Source organism: Streptomyces sp. NPDC026659 (assembly GCF_040638245.1).
Taxonomy (GTDB): domain Bacteria; phylum Actinomycetota; class Actinomycetes; order Streptomycetales; family Streptomycetaceae; genus Streptomyces.
On sequence record NZ_JBEZXY010000008.1, the window covers coordinates 1 to 16,103 of the forward strand.

The 16,103-nt window shown below is 71.8% G+C and carries 12 protein-coding genes; 10 read left to right on the plus strand and 2 right to left on the minus strand.

Annotated elements, in window-relative coordinates:
- From AB0E91_RS20500 to AB0E91_RS20535, 8 genes are all read left to right on the plus strand, one after another.
- Positions 1 to 829 (plus strand): alpha-glucosidase C-terminal domain-containing protein (locus AB0E91_RS20500; RefSeq protein ID WP_361783585.1); only part of this gene is annotated, 829 nt, incomplete at its 5' end.
- On the plus strand, positions 826 to 2,544 hold the full coding sequence (gene treS / locus AB0E91_RS20505) for a maltose alpha-D-glucosyltransferase (protein ID WP_361783588.1): 1,719 nt from the start codon (positions 826 to 828) through the stop codon (positions 2,542 to 2,544). The genes AB0E91_RS20500 and treS, both read left to right, overlap by 4 nt.
- Before the next feature lie 31 nt (positions 2,545 to 2,575).
- A complete protein-coding gene (locus AB0E91_RS20510; protein WP_361783591.1) occupies positions 2,576 to 3,940 on the plus strand; it encodes a maltokinase in 1,365 nt (454 codons plus the stop codon).
- Position 3,941: 1 nt separating this feature from the next.
- A complete protein-coding gene (glgB, locus tag AB0E91_RS20515; RefSeq protein ID WP_361783594.1) occupies positions 3,942 to 6,149 on the plus strand; it encodes a 1,4-alpha-glucan branching enzyme in 2,208 nt (735 codons plus the stop codon).
- 272 nt (positions 6,150 to 6,421) lie between these two features.
- The gene (locus AB0E91_RS20520; RefSeq protein ID WP_361783597.1) at positions 6,422 to 8,326 is read left to right on the plus strand and encodes an AMP-dependent synthetase/ligase; all 1,905 of its coding nucleotides are present in this window, start codon (positions 6,422 to 6,424) and stop codon (positions 8,324 to 8,326) included.
- Positions 8,327 to 8,493: 167 nt separating this feature from the next.
- Positions 8,494 to 8,928, plus strand: a complete 435-nt coding sequence (locus tag AB0E91_RS20525; protein WP_361783600.1) for an ATP-binding protein — start codon at positions 8,494 to 8,496, stop codon at positions 8,926 to 8,928.
- Between the two features lie 227 nt (positions 8,929 to 9,155).
- Positions 9,156 to 10,571 (plus strand): NAD(P)/FAD-dependent oxidoreductase, encoded by a 1,416-nt coding sequence (locus tag AB0E91_RS20530; RefSeq protein ID WP_361783603.1) that lies wholly within the window; start codon positions 9,156 to 9,158, stop codon positions 10,569 to 10,571.
- 165 nt (positions 10,572 to 10,736) lie between these two features.
- The gene (locus tag AB0E91_RS20535; RefSeq protein ID WP_361784557.1) at positions 10,737 to 13,067 is read left to right on the plus strand and encodes an FUSC family protein; all 2,331 of its coding nucleotides are present in this window, start codon (positions 10,737 to 10,739) and stop codon (positions 13,065 to 13,067) included.
- A gap of 55 nt (positions 13,068 to 13,122) precedes the next feature.
- Here AB0E91_RS20535 and AB0E91_RS20540 read toward each other — a convergent pair whose 3' ends face one another.
- Positions 13,123 to 13,566 carry an ATP-binding protein gene (locus AB0E91_RS20540; protein WP_361783606.1) on the minus strand — a complete coding sequence of 148 codons (444 nt, stop codon included), beginning with the start codon at positions 13,564 to 13,566 and terminating at the stop codon, positions 13,123 to 13,125.
- 143 nt (positions 13,567 to 13,709) lie between these two features.
- Here AB0E91_RS20540 and AB0E91_RS20545 point away from each other — a divergent pair, with 143 nt between their 5' ends.
- The gene (locus AB0E91_RS20545) at positions 13,710 to 13,970 is read left to right on the plus strand and encodes a hypothetical protein (protein ID WP_361783609.1); all 261 of its coding nucleotides are present in this window, start codon (positions 13,710 to 13,712) and stop codon (positions 13,968 to 13,970) included.
- 318 nt (positions 13,971 to 14,288) lie between these two features.
- Entirely contained in the window at positions 14,289 to 14,744 is a 456-nt protein-coding gene (locus tag AB0E91_RS20550; RefSeq protein ID WP_361783612.1) for a cyclic nucleotide-binding domain-containing protein, read from the plus strand.
- Between the two features lie 24 nt (positions 14,745 to 14,768).
- Here the strand turns inward: AB0E91_RS20550 and AB0E91_RS20555 are convergent, their stop codons facing one another.
- Positions 14,769 to 16,094, minus strand: coding sequence for an MFS transporter (locus AB0E91_RS20555; RefSeq protein ID WP_361783615.1), 1,326 nt, complete (start codon positions 16,092 to 16,094; stop codon positions 14,769 to 14,771).
- Positions 16,095 to 16,103 lie beyond the last annotated feature (9 nt).

Genomic DNA, 16,103 nt, shown 5'->3' on the forward strand with positions numbered 1-16,103 from the left:
GGTCGTCTTCTGGGAACGCGTCATCGGCGAGATCAACCGCGCCGACCCCGACGTCCTCTTCCTGGCCGAGGCGTTCACCCGCCCCGCGATGATGCACACCCTCGCGCAGATCGGCTTCCAGCAGTCCTACACGTACTTCACGTGGCGGAACGACAAGCAGGAACTGACCGAGTACCTCACCGAGTTGTCGGGTGAGGCGGCCGCCCATATGCGGCCCAACTTCTTCACCAGTACCCCGGACATCCTGCCCGCCCATCTCCAGCAGGGCGGCCGCCCCGCCTTCGAGGCGCGGGCCGTCCTGGCGGCCACGCTTTCCCCGGCCTGGGGCATCTACAGCGGCTACGAGCTGTGTGAGAACCAGGCGTTGAAGCCGGGCGGCGAGGAGTACCTCGACTCGGAGAAGTACCAGCTCAAGCCCCGCGACTGGGAGGCGGCCGCCCGCGAGGGCCGCACCATCGCCCCACTGATCACCCGGCTCAACGACATCCGTCGCCGGCATCCCGCGCTACAGCGCCTGCGGAATCTCCGCTTCCATCAGACCGACAACGACTCCGTGCTCGCCTACAGCAAGAGCACGGGGACGGACACGGTCATCGTGGTCGTCAACCTCGACCCGCACCACACCCAGGAGGCCACGGTCTCGTTGGACATGCCGCAACTCGGCCTGGACTGGAACGACGCCCTGTCCGTACACGACGAACTGACAGGCGAGACCTACCACTGGGGCCGGACCAACTACGTCCGTCTCAGCCCCGGCCACGCACCCGCGCACGTACTGCACGCCGCCGGGCGGGCGACGCCACAGATCGGAGGGCCTTCAGCGTCATGACCGTGAACGAACCCGTGCCGGACACTTTTGAGGACACCCCCGCCCGGGACCGCGACCCGGAGTGGTTCAAGCGCGCCGTCTTCTACGAGGTCCTGGTCCGCTCCTTCCACGACAGCGACGGCGACGGCATCGGCGACCTCAAGGGCCTCACCGCCAAGCTGGACTATCTCCAGTGGCTCGGCGTCGACTGTCTGTGGCTGCCGCCGTTCTTCAAGTCCCCGCTGCGTGACGGCGGTTACGACGTGGCCGACTACACGTCGGTGCTGCCGGAGTTCGGGGACCTCGCGGACTTCGTCGAGTTCGTGGACGCCGCCCACCAGCGCGGGATGCGCGTCGTCATCGACTTCGTCATGAACCACACGAGCGATCAGCATCCGTGGTTCCAGGAGTCCCGCAAGGACCCCGAAGGCCCGTACGGCGACTACTACATGTGGGCCGACGACGACAAGCAGTACCAGGACGCGCGGATCATCTTCGTGGACACCGAGGTCTCCAACTGGACCTTCGACCCGGTGCGCGGCCAGTACTTCTTCCACCGCTTCTTCTCGCACCAGCCCGACCTGAACTACGAGAACCCGGCCGTCCAGGACGAGATCCTGGCCGCGCTCAAGTTCTGGCTGGACCTGGGCATCGACGGGTTCCGCCTCGACGCGGTGCCGTACCTCTACGCCCAGGACGGCACCAACTGCGAGAACCTGCCCGCCACGCACGAGTTCCTCAAGCGCGTCCGGCGCGAGATCGACACCCAGTACCCCGACACCGTGCTGCTGGCGGAGGCGAACCAGTGGCCGGAGGACGTCGTCGACTACTTCGGCGACTACCAGGCGGGCGGCGACGAATGCCACATGGCGTTCCACTTCCCCGTCATGCCGCGCATCTTCATGGCCGTACGCCGTGAGTCCCGCTACCCGGTCTCCGAGATCCTCGCCAAGACACCCTCGATCCCGTCGAGTTGCCAGTGGGGCATCTTCCTGCGCAACCACGACGAACTGACCCTGGAGATGGTCACCGACGAGGAACGCGACTACATGTGGGCCGAATACGCGAAGGACCCGCGTATGCGCGCCAACATCGGCATCCGCCGCCGCCTCGCACCCCTGCTCGACAACGACCGGAATCAAATCGAGCTGTTCACCGCCCTGTTGCTCTCCCTCCCCGGCTCGCCGATCCTCTACTACGGCGACGAGATCGGCATGGGCGACAACATCTGGCTCGGCGACCGCGACGCCGTCCGCACCCCCATGCAGTGGACCCCCGACCGCAACGCGGGCTTCTCTCCCTGCGACCCCGGCCGGCTCTACCTCCCCACAATCATGGACCCGGTGTACGGCTACCAGGTCACCAACGTGGAAGCCTCGATGTCGTCCCCGTCGAGCCTGCTGCACTGGACCCGCCGGATGATCGAGATCCGCAAGCAGAACCCCGCCTTCGGGCTCGGCACCTACACCGAACTGCCGTCCTCCAACCCGGCGGTCCTCGCGTTCCTCCGCGAGTACGGCGACGACCTGGTGCTGTGCGTGCACAACTTCTCCCGGTTCGCACAGCCCACCGAGCTCGATCTGCGGGCCTACGACGGGCGTCACCCGGTCGAGCTGATCGGCGGGGTGCGCTTCCCGGCGATCGGTGAACTGCCCTATCTGCTGACCCTCGCGGGCCACGGCTTCTACTGGTTCCGGCTCACCCGAGTCGCATCCCGCATCGGCCGCCGCCGCTGAGCGCCGGACGCCGAGGAAAGGACGCGTCACCATGCCGAAGACCATCACCCTCTCCCCCCGCGCCGCGCTCGACGCGGGACGGCGGCCGGCCTCGCTGCGCGGCCTGCTGCTCGAATGGCTGCCCGAACAGCGCTGGTTCGCGGGAAAGGACCGGCCCGTCACCGATCTGACGGTGCTGTCCATGACCGAGCTGTTCCCGGGCTGTCTGCATCTGCTGGTGAACGCCTCGCACGCGCCGCTGCCCACCCCGGGCGGCACTCCCCCGCCCGGCGACTGCTACCAACTCCTGCTCGGCCTGCGGGAGGAGATGGCGCCGCGCCTGGAGCGGGCCTTCATCGGGCGCGCCGAGGAGGGGCCGTTCAAGGGCCTCGCCGTCTACGACGCGCTGCACGATCCGCGCTCGGCGCATCTGCTCCTGGAGCGGCTGCGCCGCCCCGGCCAGGCGGGCCCGCTGCGCTTCGAGACGGACCCGGCCGCGCGGGTACCGGGCGGTCTGGCACCCCGGCTGCTGACCGCCGAGCAGTCCAACTCCTCGATCGTGTACGGCGATGCGTACATCCTGAAGGTGTTCCGCCGTATCCAGCCGGGCGTCAACCCGGACCTGGAGGTGCCGAGCGCGCTGACCACGCAGGGCTGCGCGCGGGTGCCCGCGCCGGTGGCCTGGTTCAGCACGACGAGCCCGCAGCCCGCGACGCTGGGCGTGCTCCAGCCGTTCCTGCCGGACGCCGCGGACGGGTGGACGCTGGCGCTGCGCGCGCTGGCCGACGGCCACGACTTCACCGCCGAGGCACGGGAGCTGGGCAGCGCCATGGCCGACGTGCACCTGGCGCTCGCCCAGGCGTTCCCGCCGGCCGGGCCCGGCGAGCGGGGCCGCACGGCGGAGCAGATGTGCGCGCGGCTGGACGCCGCCGCGCGCGCCGTACCCGGGCTGCTGCCCCATGTGCCGGGGCTGCGGGCCGCGTTCGCGGCGCTGGCCTCGTGCGACTCGGGGCCGCCGGTGCAGCGGGTGCACGGCGATCTGCACCTCGGCCAGGTGCTGCGGGCCGGGCGCGACTGGTTCGTGATCGATTTCGAGGGTGAGCCGTCCCGTCCGCTGGACGAACGGCGTGCCCCGCAGTCCCCGGTGCGTGACATCGCCGGGATGCTGCGCTCCTTCGACTACGCGGCCCGGCAGCGCCGCCCCTGGCGACCCGAATGGGCGCAGCGCTGCCGGGACGCGTTCTGCGCGGGCTACGCGGCCCGCGCCGGGTGGAACCCATGCGAGAAGCACGCGCTGCTGCGCGCGCACGAGACGGACAGGGCGGTGTACGAGGTGCTGTACGAGGCGAGACACCGGCCGGACTGGCTGCCGGTACCGATGGCCGCGATCGAGCGACTCGCCGTGTGGGGAGGCTGACATGGCACTGCGTGACACCTCTCCCCCCGAGAGCGCGGGCCCGCCGCGCGTCTACGCACCGCCGCTGGCCGCCGGTGACCGCGACCGGCTGCTGGGCGGCGCGCACCACGACCCGCACGCCCTGCTCGGCGCGCACCCCGCGCCCGGCGGTGTGCTGTTCCGGGCGCTGCGCCCCAACGCCAGCGCGGTCCATGTCGTCGTGGACGGCAAGCGGGCCGCCCTGGAGTCGGAGGGCGGCGGCCTGTTCGCGGCCGTCCTGCCGTACCGGGAGATCCCGTCGTACACCCTGCTCGTCACCTACGACGACGGCGAGCACGAGGTCCACGACCCGTACGCCTTCCTGCCGTCGCTGGGTGAGCTGGATCTGCATCTGATCCGCGAGGGCCGCCACGAGGAGCTGTGGAAGGCGCTGGGCGCGGAGCCGATGACGCACGAGGGGGTGGCGGGCACCCGGTTCACGGTGTGGGCGCCGAACGCCCAGGGCGTACGGCTGGCCGGGGAGTTCACGTTCTGGGACGGCACGCAGTACCCGATGCGCTCGCTGGGCGCGTCCGGGGTGTGGGAGCTGTTCCTGCCGGGGATCGGCGAGGGCACCCGGTACAAGTTCGAGATCACCTCGCGTCACGGCCACCGCTTCCTGAAGGCCGATCCGATGGCCCGCGCCACCGAGGTGCCGCCGGACACTGCGTCGGTCGTGGCGGTGTCCCGGCACGAGTGGCACGACGCGGACTGGATGGAGCACCGCGGGGACACGCCCGTGCACCGGGCGCCGTTCTCGGTGTACGAGGTGCATCTGCCCTCCTGGCGCCCCGGTCTGACGTATCGTCAGCTCGCGGACGAACTCCCGGCGTACGTCAAGGAGATGGGCTTCACGCATGTCGAGCTGATGCCGGTCGCCGGGCACCCCTTCAGCGGTTCGTGGGGCTATCAGGTCACCTCGTACTACGCGCCCACCCCGCGCCTCGGCTCGCCCGACGACTTCAAGTACCTGGTGGACCGGCTCCATCAGGCGGGCATCGGCGTGATCATGGACTGGGTGCCCGCGCACTTCCCCAAGGACGACTGGGCGCTGGCCCGCTTCGACGGCGAGCCGCTCTACGAGCCCGGGGACTCCCGGCGCGCGGAGCACCCGGACTGGGGGACGTACGAGTTCGACTTCGCGCGGACCGAGGTGCGCAACTTCCTTGTCGCCAACGCCGTTTACTGGTGCGAGGAGTTCCACATCGACGGGCTGCGCGTGGACGCGGTCGCCTCGATGCTCTACCTCGACTACTCGCGCGACTCCGGGCAGTGGGAGCCGAACGTCTTCGGCGGCCGCGAGGACCTGGGCGCGGTGGCCTTCCTCCAGGAGATGAACGCGACCGTCTACCGGCGCTGCCCGGGCGTGGTGACCATCGCCGAGGAGTCCACCGCCTGGGACGGCGTGACCCGGCCGACGGACGGCGGCGGTCTGGGTTTCGGGCTGAAGTGGAACATGGGCTGGATGCACGACTCGCTGGAGTACGTGCAGAAGGAGCCGGTGCACCGCAAGTACCACCACCACGAGATGACGTTCTCGATGGTGTACGCGTACAGCGAGAACTACGTCCTGCCGATCTCCCACGACGAAGTGGTGCACGGCAAGCAGGCGCTGGTGTCGAAGATGCCGGGCGACTGGTGGCAGCGCCGCGCGAACCACCGTGCCTATCTGGGCTTCATGTGGGCCCACCCGGGCAAGCAACTGCTCTTCATGGGGCAGGAGTTCGCCCAGGGCGGCGAGTGGTCCGAGGCGCACGGCCCGGAGTGGTGGCTGCTGGACGAGGGCTACTGCGCGGCGGGCGACCACCGGGGCGTCCAGGATCTCGTGCGGGAGCTGAACGCGCGGTACCGGGACACCCCGGCGCTGTGGCAGCGGGACACCGACCCGAGCGCCTTCCGGTGGGTGATGTGCGACGCTGCCGACGACAACGTCTTCGCGTTCCTGCGCCACGACGAGGCGGGCACACCGCTCCTCGCGGTGTCGAACTTCTCCCCCGTCGTCCGCCACGACTACGCCCTCCCGGTGCCCGGCGAGGTCCCGGTCTGGCGGGAGGCGCTGAACACGGACGCGGCCCGGTTCGGCGGCGGTGACGTGGCCACGGGAGCGGCCGAGGGGCTGAAGCCGGAGGACGGGGCGCTGCGGCTGACGCTGCCGCCGCTCGCCACGGTCTGGCTGACGCCGGCGGGCTGAGCCGCCGCGCAGGTGGGTTCGCCGAGGGGCGGCCGGGGTCCGAACGACCCCGGCCGCCCCTCGCGTCGTACCCCCGGAACCGACCCCTGGGCGCGGTCCGCATATGCACGCGGAAGGGCGGTTCACGGGGCCGACCGGGCACTCAAAGATCATCGCTCGATCACGAGTTTCCGCTTCCCCTCACCGAAAGCGCTTACCTGGGCTAGATTCGTGCACCGCCGACACAGAGCCGATCGGCGGAGTCACCCTCGGTACATTCCAGGAGCAGCGCCATGCGCGACGTCGCCCTCGCTCCAGCAGCGGTCCCGCCTCCCACCGGCGGGCTCGCCGACACCGTCTTCGAGACCGCGGTCCGAAACCCCGGCCTGCCCCTGCTCGCGTGGCGCAAGAACGCCGCCGCGACCGTGTGGGAGGAGGTCACGGCCGCCACCTTGCGGGACGAGGTGGTCGCCCTGGCCAAGGGGCTGGTGGCCGCCGGGATCTCACCGGGCCACCGGGTGGCCCTGATGGCCCGCACCCGTTACGAGTGGACGGTGCTGGCGCACGCCCTGTGGACCGTGGGCGCGGAGATCGTCCCGATCCATCCGACCTCCTCGCGGGAGCAGGTGGAGTGGATCCTGCGGGACGCGGCCTGCGTCGCCGTGGCGGTCGAGGACGAGCAGGGGATCATGACCGTCGGCACGGTGTGCGCGGCGCTGCCCCGGCTGAAGCACGTCTGGCAGCTGGACGCGGGCGCGCTCGCCGAACTGGCCGAGCGCGGCACCGACATCCCGATCACCACGGTGGAGTCGCTGCGCCGGATCGTGCTGCCGGACTCCACGGCGGCCATCGCCTACACCTCGGGCACCTCGGGGCGTCCGCTCGGCTGCGCGCTGAGCCACCGGGGTCTGGCCTACCCGTGCGACGTGCTGCTGGCCGGCTGGGGGCACACCGCGGCGTCGCCCGGTGAGCAGCCCTCCGTGCTGGCGTTCCTGCCGTTCTCGCACGTGTACGGGCTCATGATCATGCAGATGTGCCTGCGGGGCGGCTTCCTGATGGCGCACGAGCCCGAGATGACCGAGGAGGCGCTCGCCTCGGCGCTGGCCACGTTCCGGCCGTCGTACCTCTACGGCGTGCCGTCGGTCTTCGAGAAGCTGTACAAGACCTTCCTGCGCACCGCCCAGCAGGCCGGGCGCGGGGCGGTGTTCGAGCGGGCGGCCGAGACGGCACGGGACTTCGCGGAGGCCCAGGAGCGGGCCCGGCTCGGCACCGGCCCCGGCCCGGGTCTGGATCTGCGGCTCCAGCACGCCCTGTACGAGCGGACCGTGTACCGCAAGCTGCGCGCGGCCCTCGGCGGCCGGGCCCAGCGCGGCACCTCGGGCGGCTCCTCGCTCAGCCGTGACCTGTCGCTGTTCTACGAGGGCATCGGGCTCTACCTCCACGACGGCTACGGCCTGACCGAGACCAGCGGCGGCATCACCATGCAGCCGGTGGGCCGGGAGAAGACGGGGACGGTGGGGCTGCCGCTGCCGGGCACCGAGATCGAGGTGGCCGACGACGGGGAGATCCTGGTGCGCGGTCCGTCGGTGTTCCAGGGCTACATGGGCGACGAGCAGCGCACCCGGGCCGCGCTGCGCTCGGGCTGGCTGGCCACCGGGGACATCGGGCGCCTCGACGGCGAGGGGTATCTGACGATCACCGGCCGCAAGAAGGACGTGCTGGTCACCAGCAGCGGCAAGAGCGTGGCCCCGGCCCCGCTGGAGCAGCGGCTGCGGGAGCATCCGCTGGTGCACCAGGCGGTGGTCGTCGGGGACGACCGGCCCTGTGTGGGCGCGCTGATCACGCTGGACCCGGAGTTCCTGGCGCACTGGCGGACCGCGCTGGCCTTCCAGGGCGAGCCGGGGGGCCGGGAGGCCCGCGAGGAGAACGCGCTGCGCGAGGAGCTGGCGCGGGCGGTGGCCTCCGCCAACAGCGCGGTCTCGCGCGCGGAGTCCATACGGGTCTACCGGGTGGTGCCGGAGCCCTTCGCGCCGGACAACGGGCTGCTGACGCCGTCCCTGAAGCTGCGCCGGGACGCGATCGTGCGGCACTTCGCGGCGGAGATCGACGCGATGTACGAGGCCCGCTCCCGTGCCGCGCGGCGCTCGCGCCCGCAGGAGCCGGCCGACTGGGACGATTCGGACAACGTGTTCCGGTAGCGATCAACGGTCGGCTGTCGGCAGAAGGGCGCGCGCAGCCCGGACGGCCGGTGGGAAACCGCCGGTCACCGGGTGGACGCGTAGTCCTGTGAGCGAGGGGAACCCGCAGCAGGGAAAGTGACCGGTCGACACGACCGCCCCGGGTTTTCCGGGGCCGGGGACGCGAGATGGCGAGCGAGCCGCGCTGGGACGGGACACCGCCCTCACAGGAGACGCACGAGCGTGTGTTCTCCTTCCCGGGCGAGCTGTCCAACGTGACCGGGGCACGGCTGGCCGCGGAGCGGTTCCTGCGCGTCCTGGCCCTGGACGAGCCGCCCCGGGCGGCCGAGTACTGGGACGACATCCTGCTGGTGGTCACCGAGCTGGCGGCCAACGCCATCCAGTACGCGCCCGGTCCGTTCGGGCTGCGGCTGCGGCGCACCTTCGACGGCGTGCACGTGATCATGCACGACACGAGCACCGTCCGCCCCGAGCCGCGTCCCTTCAGGCCGAGCACGGGCGGGGGCGGGATCGGCTGGCATCTGCTGCACACGCTGTGCGACCAGGTGAGCGTGGTGGTGGACGAGGACGGCAAGGACATCCACGCGTTCCTGCCCTGGTGACGTCCGGTGGTCCGCTTCCCGGCCCGATCCCGCTTCCCGGCCCGATCCCGGTTGCCGCCGCCGTCCCGGGGGCAGGGTGATGCCCATGTGTACGGCTGACGTTCAACTGCCTGCCCCGCCCGGCTGGCACAACGGCCCGCAGCGCGGTGGGATCGGGGTGTGTGGTGGCAGCGGTGCAGGGCAGGCGGACGGCAGTCGGGCCGGTTCGCCGGGAGCCGCAGAAAGGGATGAACACCGTGACACGACCCAGGATTCTGGTGATCGGCGCTGGTTTCGCCGGCGTCGAGTGCGTTCGCCGTCTGGAACGCGAACTCGCCCCCGGGGAGGCCGACGTCGCGCTGGTGACGCCGTTCTCCTATCAGCTCTACCTCCCCCTGCTCCCCCAGGTCGCCTCCGGGGTGCTCACCCCGCAGTCGATCGCCGTCTCCCTGCGCCGCAGCCGCAAGTACCGCACCCGGATCATCCCGGGCGGTGCCATCGGGGTCGATCCCGAGGCGAAGGTGTGCGTCGTCCGCACCATCACCGACGACATCGTCAACGAGCCGTACGACTATCTCGTCCTCGCCCCGGGCAGCGTGACCCGCACCTTCGACATTCCGGGCCTGACCGACCACGCCTTCGGGATGAAGACGCTGGCCGAGGCCGCGTACGTCCGTGACCATGTGATCTCCCAGCTCGATCTGGCCGACGCGAGCAACGACCCCGCCGAGCGCGAGGCGCGCCTGCAGTTCGTCGTCGTGGGCGGCGGTTACGCGGGCACGGAGACCGCGGCCTGTCTGCAGCGCCTGACCCACGCCGCGATCCAGCGCTATCCCCGCCTCGATCCGGGCCTGATCAAGTGGCATCTGCTCGACATCGCGCCCAAGCTGATGCCGGAGCTCGGGGACCGGCTGGGCAAGCAGGCGATGAAGATCCTGCGGAACCGGGGCATCGACGTCTCCCTCGGGGTCTCCGTCGCCAAGGTCACCGAGGACGAGATCACGCTCACCGACGGCCGGGTGCTGCCCAGCCACACCCTGATCTGGACCGCCGGGGTCGCCGCCAGTCCCCTCGTCGGCACCTTCGACGCGGAGACGGTGCGCGGGCGGCTCGCCGTCACCCCGGAGATGACCGTGCCGGGCCACGACGGCATGTTCGCCCTCGGCGACGCCGCCGCCGTCCCCGACCTCGCCAAGCACGAGGAGGGCGCGGTCTGCCCGCCCACCGCCCAGCACGCGATGCGGCAGGGCAAGGTGGTCGCGGACAACGTCATCGCCTCTCTGCGCGGGCAGCCGCTCAAGCCGTACGTGCACAAGGACCTCGGGCTCGTCGTCGACCTCGGCGGCAAGGACGCGGTCTCACGGCCGCTCGGCATCGAGCTGCACGGCATCCTGGCCCAGCTCGCGGCCCGCGGCTACCACTGGTCCGCGCTGCGCACCAACGTGGCCAAGGCGCGCGTGCTGGTCAACTGGATCCTCAACGCGATCGCGGGCGACGATTTCGTGCGCACCGGCTTCCAGGCCCGCAAGCCCGCCAAGCTCAAGGACTTCGAGTACACCGACCGCTATCTGACACCCCAGCAGGCACGCGGTGAGGTGGACCGGGCCGAGGCCGAGGGGCGGATCGAGGGACGGGTCGAGGGCAAGGCCGCCGGGGGCTCCTGAGGCGGCACCGGGGGTCGCCCCGGGCGCCCCTGACGTGCGGCGCCGCCCGCCCGGTGAAGGCGAGCGGCGCCGCACGTCGTGACATGCTGGTGTGCGGATCATGTTCCGGCACGGAAGAAAGAGCGCGGCGGCGTGAAGGCAGTGGGACGTGCGGTGCGCGTACGCATGTGGGACCGGCTCTCCGCGTCCGATCCCGGGCTGTTGCGGCTGACCGCGGGGCTGCGCACGGTGATCGCCATCGCCATGACGCTCGTGGCGCTCGGGCTGCTCCGCTTCCCGGTGCCGCAGCTGGTCGCGGGCGCCATGGCGGCGATGTCCGCGACCTTCGCCGTACGGGAGGTCGACCGGCGCCCGCAGGTGATCACCCTGGCGCTGTGCGTGCCCGTCGCGTTCGCGGCGGTGTCGCTGGGCGCGGTCCTGAACCAGTGGCCGCTGGTGAGCGACATCTGCTTCCTGCTGCTCATCTTCTGCGCGGTCTACGGGCGGAGATTCGGCGACCGGGGTACCGGGCTCGGTCTGATCGGCTTCCAGATCTACTTCCTTTCGCTGTTCGTGCGGGCCACGGTCGACCTGCTGCCCTCGCTGTTCGTGGTCATCTCGGTGGCGTTCGTGTGCAGCGCGCTGGCGCGGTTCGTGCTGCTGCCGCAGACCGCCGCGGGCACCCTCGACCGGCTGCGCCGGGCCTTCCGCGCCCGCCTCGGGCTGCTGATCACGAGCCAGATCGAGCTGCTGGACGCCGGTCCCGAGGACGTCGACAAGGTCCTGGGCGACCTGCGCACCGGCACCGCGCGGCTGCACGAGACGGCGCTGATGATCCAGGGCCGGCTGGAGCACGGCACCGACGACGAGGCCGTGGCACGTCGGCTCCAGCGTCGTATCGCGGAGGCCGAGATCGCCGCCGAGCGGCTCGGGCTGCTGCTGCTGACCGCGCGCAGCGCCGAGCGCACCGACACCCTCACCCTGCATCTGCCGGGCGCCTCGCTGCCCTCGCGCGGTCAGCTGCCGGTGCGCGACGAGGCGCGGGCCACGGTGCGCCGGGACCTGGAGGCGCTGCGGCTGCTGGTGCTGCGCCCGGCGGGCGAGGCGTCGGGCACGGCGCTGGCCCAGGTCCGCAACCGGCTGCTCGGCTACCGCGAGGCGGAGAACCTGCCGAAGGCGACCCCGCCCGTCCAGGACGTGTTCCGGGGCATCGGTGAGGCGGCCCGTGCCGTACTCGGTCTGCGGACCGCGCTGGACGGCCCCCAGGACGAGTCGGACGACAGCCCGGCCACCGCCCGCTCCCGCGAGGAGCTGGACGCGGAGGAGGCGGGCATCGAGGGCAGCGAGGAGAGCGAGGACGACAAGCACGACGAGTCGGGCCTGCACCGGCCGACCACCCGGGCGGCGATCCAGGTGGCCGTCGGTTCGGCGCTGGCCATCGCGGGCGGCGAGCTGCTGTCCAGCCAGCGCTGGTACTGGGCGGTGCTGACCTGCTGGATCGTGTTCATCAACACCGCCTCCACCGGCGAGATCCTGGTGAAGGGCTACCGGCGGCTGCTCGGCACGATCCTCGGCGTGGTCGCCGGTATCGGTCTCGCCGGTGTGGTGGGACACCACACCTGGACGGCGTTCGTCCTGGTGCTGGTGTGTGTGTTCGCCGTGTTCTACACCGCGCCCCTGTCGTACACGCTCATGTCGTTCTTCGTGACGGCGGCCCTGGGGCTGCTGTACACGCTGCTCAACACCTACAGCATGGCGGTCCTGCTGCTGCGGGTCGAGGAGACGGCGCTCGGCGCGGCCTGCGGGATCATCACGGCGGCGGTGGTGCTTCCGGTGCGCACCGACCGGCGGACCAACGAGCTGCTGGTGGACGTCCTGGACAAGCTGGCCGACGCGACCCGGGCGGCGGTGGACCAGCTCAGCGGCCGGCGCCACTTCGACCTGGTGGACAAGGCGCGGGACATGGACCAGGCGCTGGCCGATCTGCGCACCGCCGTGCAGCCGCTGACGCATCCGATCACTCCGCTGCGCTCGCGCCGGGACACCGCGCGCTATGTGCTGGCGCTCCTGGAGACGTGCGCGTACCACTGCCGGGCGCTCGCGGCCACGGCCGAGCTGCTGCCGAGCCACCCGTCGATCGCGGAGGACCCCCGGCTGAGCGGGGTGTCCGCGCGGATCGTGCACAACATCGAGGCGATCGCCGAGCACGTGCGCGACCCGCACTCCCCCGCCGCGATCGAGACCGGGCCGAGCATCGCGTCGATGCTGGAGCCGGGCACCTTCGGCACCCCGCGCTACGGCCGGGTCACCGACCGCGTGCTGCGCCATCTCCAGCGGCTGGACGAGTCCGTCTCGGGTCTGGCGCGCCCGCTCGGTGTGCCGGTCGAGAAGCCGGACGTCGGCCAGAGCGAGAAGGCCGGCAAGGGAGAGAAGGGCGAGAAGTCCCGGAAGGCGGAGAAGTCCGGTAAGCCCGGGAAAGCCGGGAAGGCCGACCGTCCGGAGAAGGCCCGGCAATAGGCCCGGTCCGCCCGGCAGTTGGCCTGCCCCTCGGGCCTGCCTCTCGGGCCGCGGGTCAGCGCAGCGGTACGACGGCGGTGACCCGCTTGCCGCCGCACGGCAGTCCGGACACCCGTACGTCCCGGGCGAGCAGGCACACCAGGGGCCAGCCCCGGCCGCCGGTACGGCAGCGGTCGGCCTCGCGGAACCCGGCCGCGCACACCGGGGGTTCGTCGCTGCGGTCGCTCACCGAGAGCCGTACGCCCGCGCTGTCGACGGCCACCTCGAAGCCGGTGATCCCGCCGCCGTGCACGATGGCGTTGGAGGTCAGCTCGGAGACCACGAGCAGGGCGTCGTCCAGGGTCTCGTCCGCGCACGGCACGGCCCTGGCGCGGCAGTGCTCGGTCAGCGTGCGCCGTACGGCGCTGCGCGCGTCGGCGGGGCGGTAGGCGGGCGTCCGGGGTCCGCTGCCGGGCTCCGTGGCCGGGCCGGGGGTGTGCTGCTGCCGCTCGCGCGTCATCCTGATCCCTCCCTCACGGAAAGTCCCGGCCGTCCCGTGGCTCGAGTGCGCCGGGCCTCTCTTTCCGGCTGACCTGTCGTGGCGGTGTCAAACGCCGTCGGTGCCGGTGTCATCACCGGGCCCGGAAGGGGTAGGGGACGGGTATGAGCGATGTGGTGGACGCGGACGAACTGTTGCGGCGCATCCGGCGGGGCCGGGACGTGGCCGCCGAGGAGGAGCGGGTCTGGCGGGAGCGGGCGCAGAGCCTGACGGCGACCGATCCGGACCAGGCGCGGGAGGCGGCCGAGCGGGCGCGGACGTACGAGGTGGTGGGCATGGTGCTGACGGAGATCATCACCCCCGGCGCGATCACCGTCCCGGAGCCGGGCGGACCGGTGGGGCCGGGAGTGAGGCGGGTCACGTGAGCGGGAGCGCGGAGGGATTGGCCGCCGCGCCGGAAGGTGGTTTATCGTTCACGCATACGTGGCGACGGAGCGGCGCGGGGCTTTCCCGGTGTGCCCTTTCGCGTTTCACGTCTGACTGCCCTGGCTGGTTTCCCCCGTCCAGCCAGGGCTTTTCTCTGCCCGCGTGCCGGTGTTCCGGCAAGGTGCCGGGCCCGCCGAGGTGCCCGGTCGAGCGGTAGCGGCTCCAATGGGCTTAGGGCCGGTTGCGGGGCAGACGGGACTTTCGCAGCGGGCTCGAGGGACAGCACCCGAACCGCCGCCCGGTGAGGAGCCCCGCGTATGACCAAGGCGATAAAACTGCTGACCGCCCTGCCGAGAGCGCAACGCGAGCGGCTGATGGAACTGGCCGAGGAGGTGTCCTTCCCGGAGGACTCCCGGATCTTCGAGGCGGGCGGGGTCGCCGACCGGTTCTGGGTGATCCGCTCGGGGGCGGTCTCGCTGGACCAGCAGGTCACCTCGCACCAGCACGTCACGGTGGCCACGCTCGGCGCGGGCGACCTGCTCGGCTGGTCCTGGCTGTTCCCGCCGTACGAGTGGGACTTCGGCGCGGTGGCCTTCAGCAACGTACGGGCCTACGAGTTCGACGGGCCCTCCGTGCTCGGGGTGTGCGTGGAGGACCCGCTGCTCGGGCTTTCGCTGGTGCGCACGGTCGCCGAGATCCTGGCCCATCGGCTGGAGACCACACGGGGCAAGCTGATGGACCAGTACGCGATCCGGCGGACCACACCGCTGTAGGGCTCGGACGCGTCTGCCCAGGGCTCAGACGCGGTAGCGGCGCAGCGCGGGAACGGCGGCGCCCAGGACCAGCATCACGGCCACGACCAGCGCCCCGCCGCCCGCCACGGCGGCCCGGGTACCGAAGGCCGCGCCCGCCGTGCCGTGCAGCACGTCCGCGAGGCGCGGGCCGCCCGCGACGACGACGGTGAACACGCCCTGCATCCGGCCGCGCATCTCGTCGGTCGCGGCGGAGAGCAGGATCGCGCCCCGGAAGACCATGGAGACCATGTCGGCCACGCCCGCGGCGGCCAGGAAGGCCGCGGCCACCCAGAGGTTGCCGCTGAGCCCGAACCCGGCGACGGCCAGGCCCCAGGCGACGACGGCGCCGATGACCATCCAGCCGTGGAAGCGCGCCCGGGAGAACACGCCGGAGAACAGTCCGCCGAGCACGGCGCCGACCGGCACGGCGGCGAAGAGCAGGCCGAGCGCGAAGTCCGGGTCCCAGGAGGCGTAGGTCTCGGCGGCCAGCTCCGGGAACAGCGCCCGGGGCATGCCGAAAACCATGGCGACGATGTCCGCGAGGAAGGACATCAGGAGCACCTGGTGCCCGGTGATGTACCGGAACCCGGCCGCGATCTCGCGCACCCCGGCCCGGCGCGCGGCCGTCCCGCCGAGCGGCGGCAGCGCGGGCAGCCGGAAGACGGCCCACACGGTGACGCACAGCGCGAGGGCGTCGATCAGATACAGCTCGGGCAGGCCGACGACCGGCATCAGCGCACTGGCGAGCAGCGGTCCGGCGACCAGGCCGGTCTGCATGACGGTGGTGCCGAGCGCGTTGGCGGCAGGCAGCTCCGACTCCGGGACAAGCCGGGCCACGGAGGCGCTGCGGGCCGGGGAGTTGAGCCCGAAGAACGCCTGCTGGACGGCGAGCAGCACCATCAGCACGGCCACGGAGTCGAGTCCGGTGAATGCCTGGGCCCAGAAGAGCAGCGACGTGACGGCGATACCGGTGTTGGTGACGAGCATCAGCTTGCGCCGGTCCACGGTGTCCGCGACCGCGCCGCCCCACAGCGCGAAGGCCACCATGGGCACCAGGCCCGCGAGGCTCGCGTAGCCGACCCAGGCCGAGGAGTGGGTGATGTCGTAGATCTGCTTGGGCACGGTGACGGCGGTGAGCTGGCTGCCGACGGCGGTGACGATGGTCGACGTCCACAGGCGCCGGTACGCCGGGATGCGCAGGGGCCGGGTGTCCATGGCCCAGCGGCGCCACCCGCGCCGGGGCAGGGAGTCGGCGGGCGCGGTCTCGGCGTTCTCGGCGGCCGGGGCGGCGGTTCCTGGGTCGGTGCTGCTGCTCTCGCTCGTGTCCACGGGGTTCCT

Bases quoted from the DNA above. Each gene is read 5' to 3' on its own strand.
- treS (WP_361783588.1), top strand. From the start codon at position 826: ATGACCGTGAACGAACCCGTGCCGGACACTTTTGAGGACACCCCCGCC.
- AB0E91_RS20510 (WP_361783591.1), top strand. From the start codon at position 2,576: ATGCCGAAGACCATCACCCTCTCCCCCCGCGCCGCGCTCGACGCGGGA.
- glgB (WP_361783594.1), top strand. From the start codon at position 3,942: ATGGCACTGCGTGACACCTCTCCCCCCGAGAGCGCGGGCCCGCCGCGC.
- AB0E91_RS20520 (WP_361783597.1), top strand. From the start codon at position 6,422: ATGCGCGACGTCGCCCTCGCTCCAGCAGCGGTCCCGCCTCCCACCGGC.
- AB0E91_RS20525 (WP_361783600.1), top strand. From the start codon at position 8,494: ATGGCGAGCGAGCCGCGCTGGGACGGGACACCGCCCTCACAGGAGACG.
- AB0E91_RS20530 (WP_361783603.1), top strand. From the start codon at position 9,156: ATGAACACCGTGACACGACCCAGGATTCTGGTGATCGGCGCTGGTTTC.
- AB0E91_RS20535 (WP_361784557.1), top strand. From the start codon at position 10,737: ATGTGGGACCGGCTCTCCGCGTCCGATCCCGGGCTGTTGCGGCTGACC.
- AB0E91_RS20540 (WP_361783606.1), bottom strand. From the start codon at position 13,566: ATGACGCGCGAGCGGCAGCAGCACACCCCCGGCCCGGCCACGGAGCCC.
- AB0E91_RS20545 (WP_361783609.1), top strand. From the start codon at position 13,710: ATGAGCGATGTGGTGGACGCGGACGAACTGTTGCGGCGCATCCGGCGG.
- AB0E91_RS20550 (WP_361783612.1), top strand. From the start codon at position 14,289: ATGACCAAGGCGATAAAACTGCTGACCGCCCTGCCGAGAGCGCAACGC.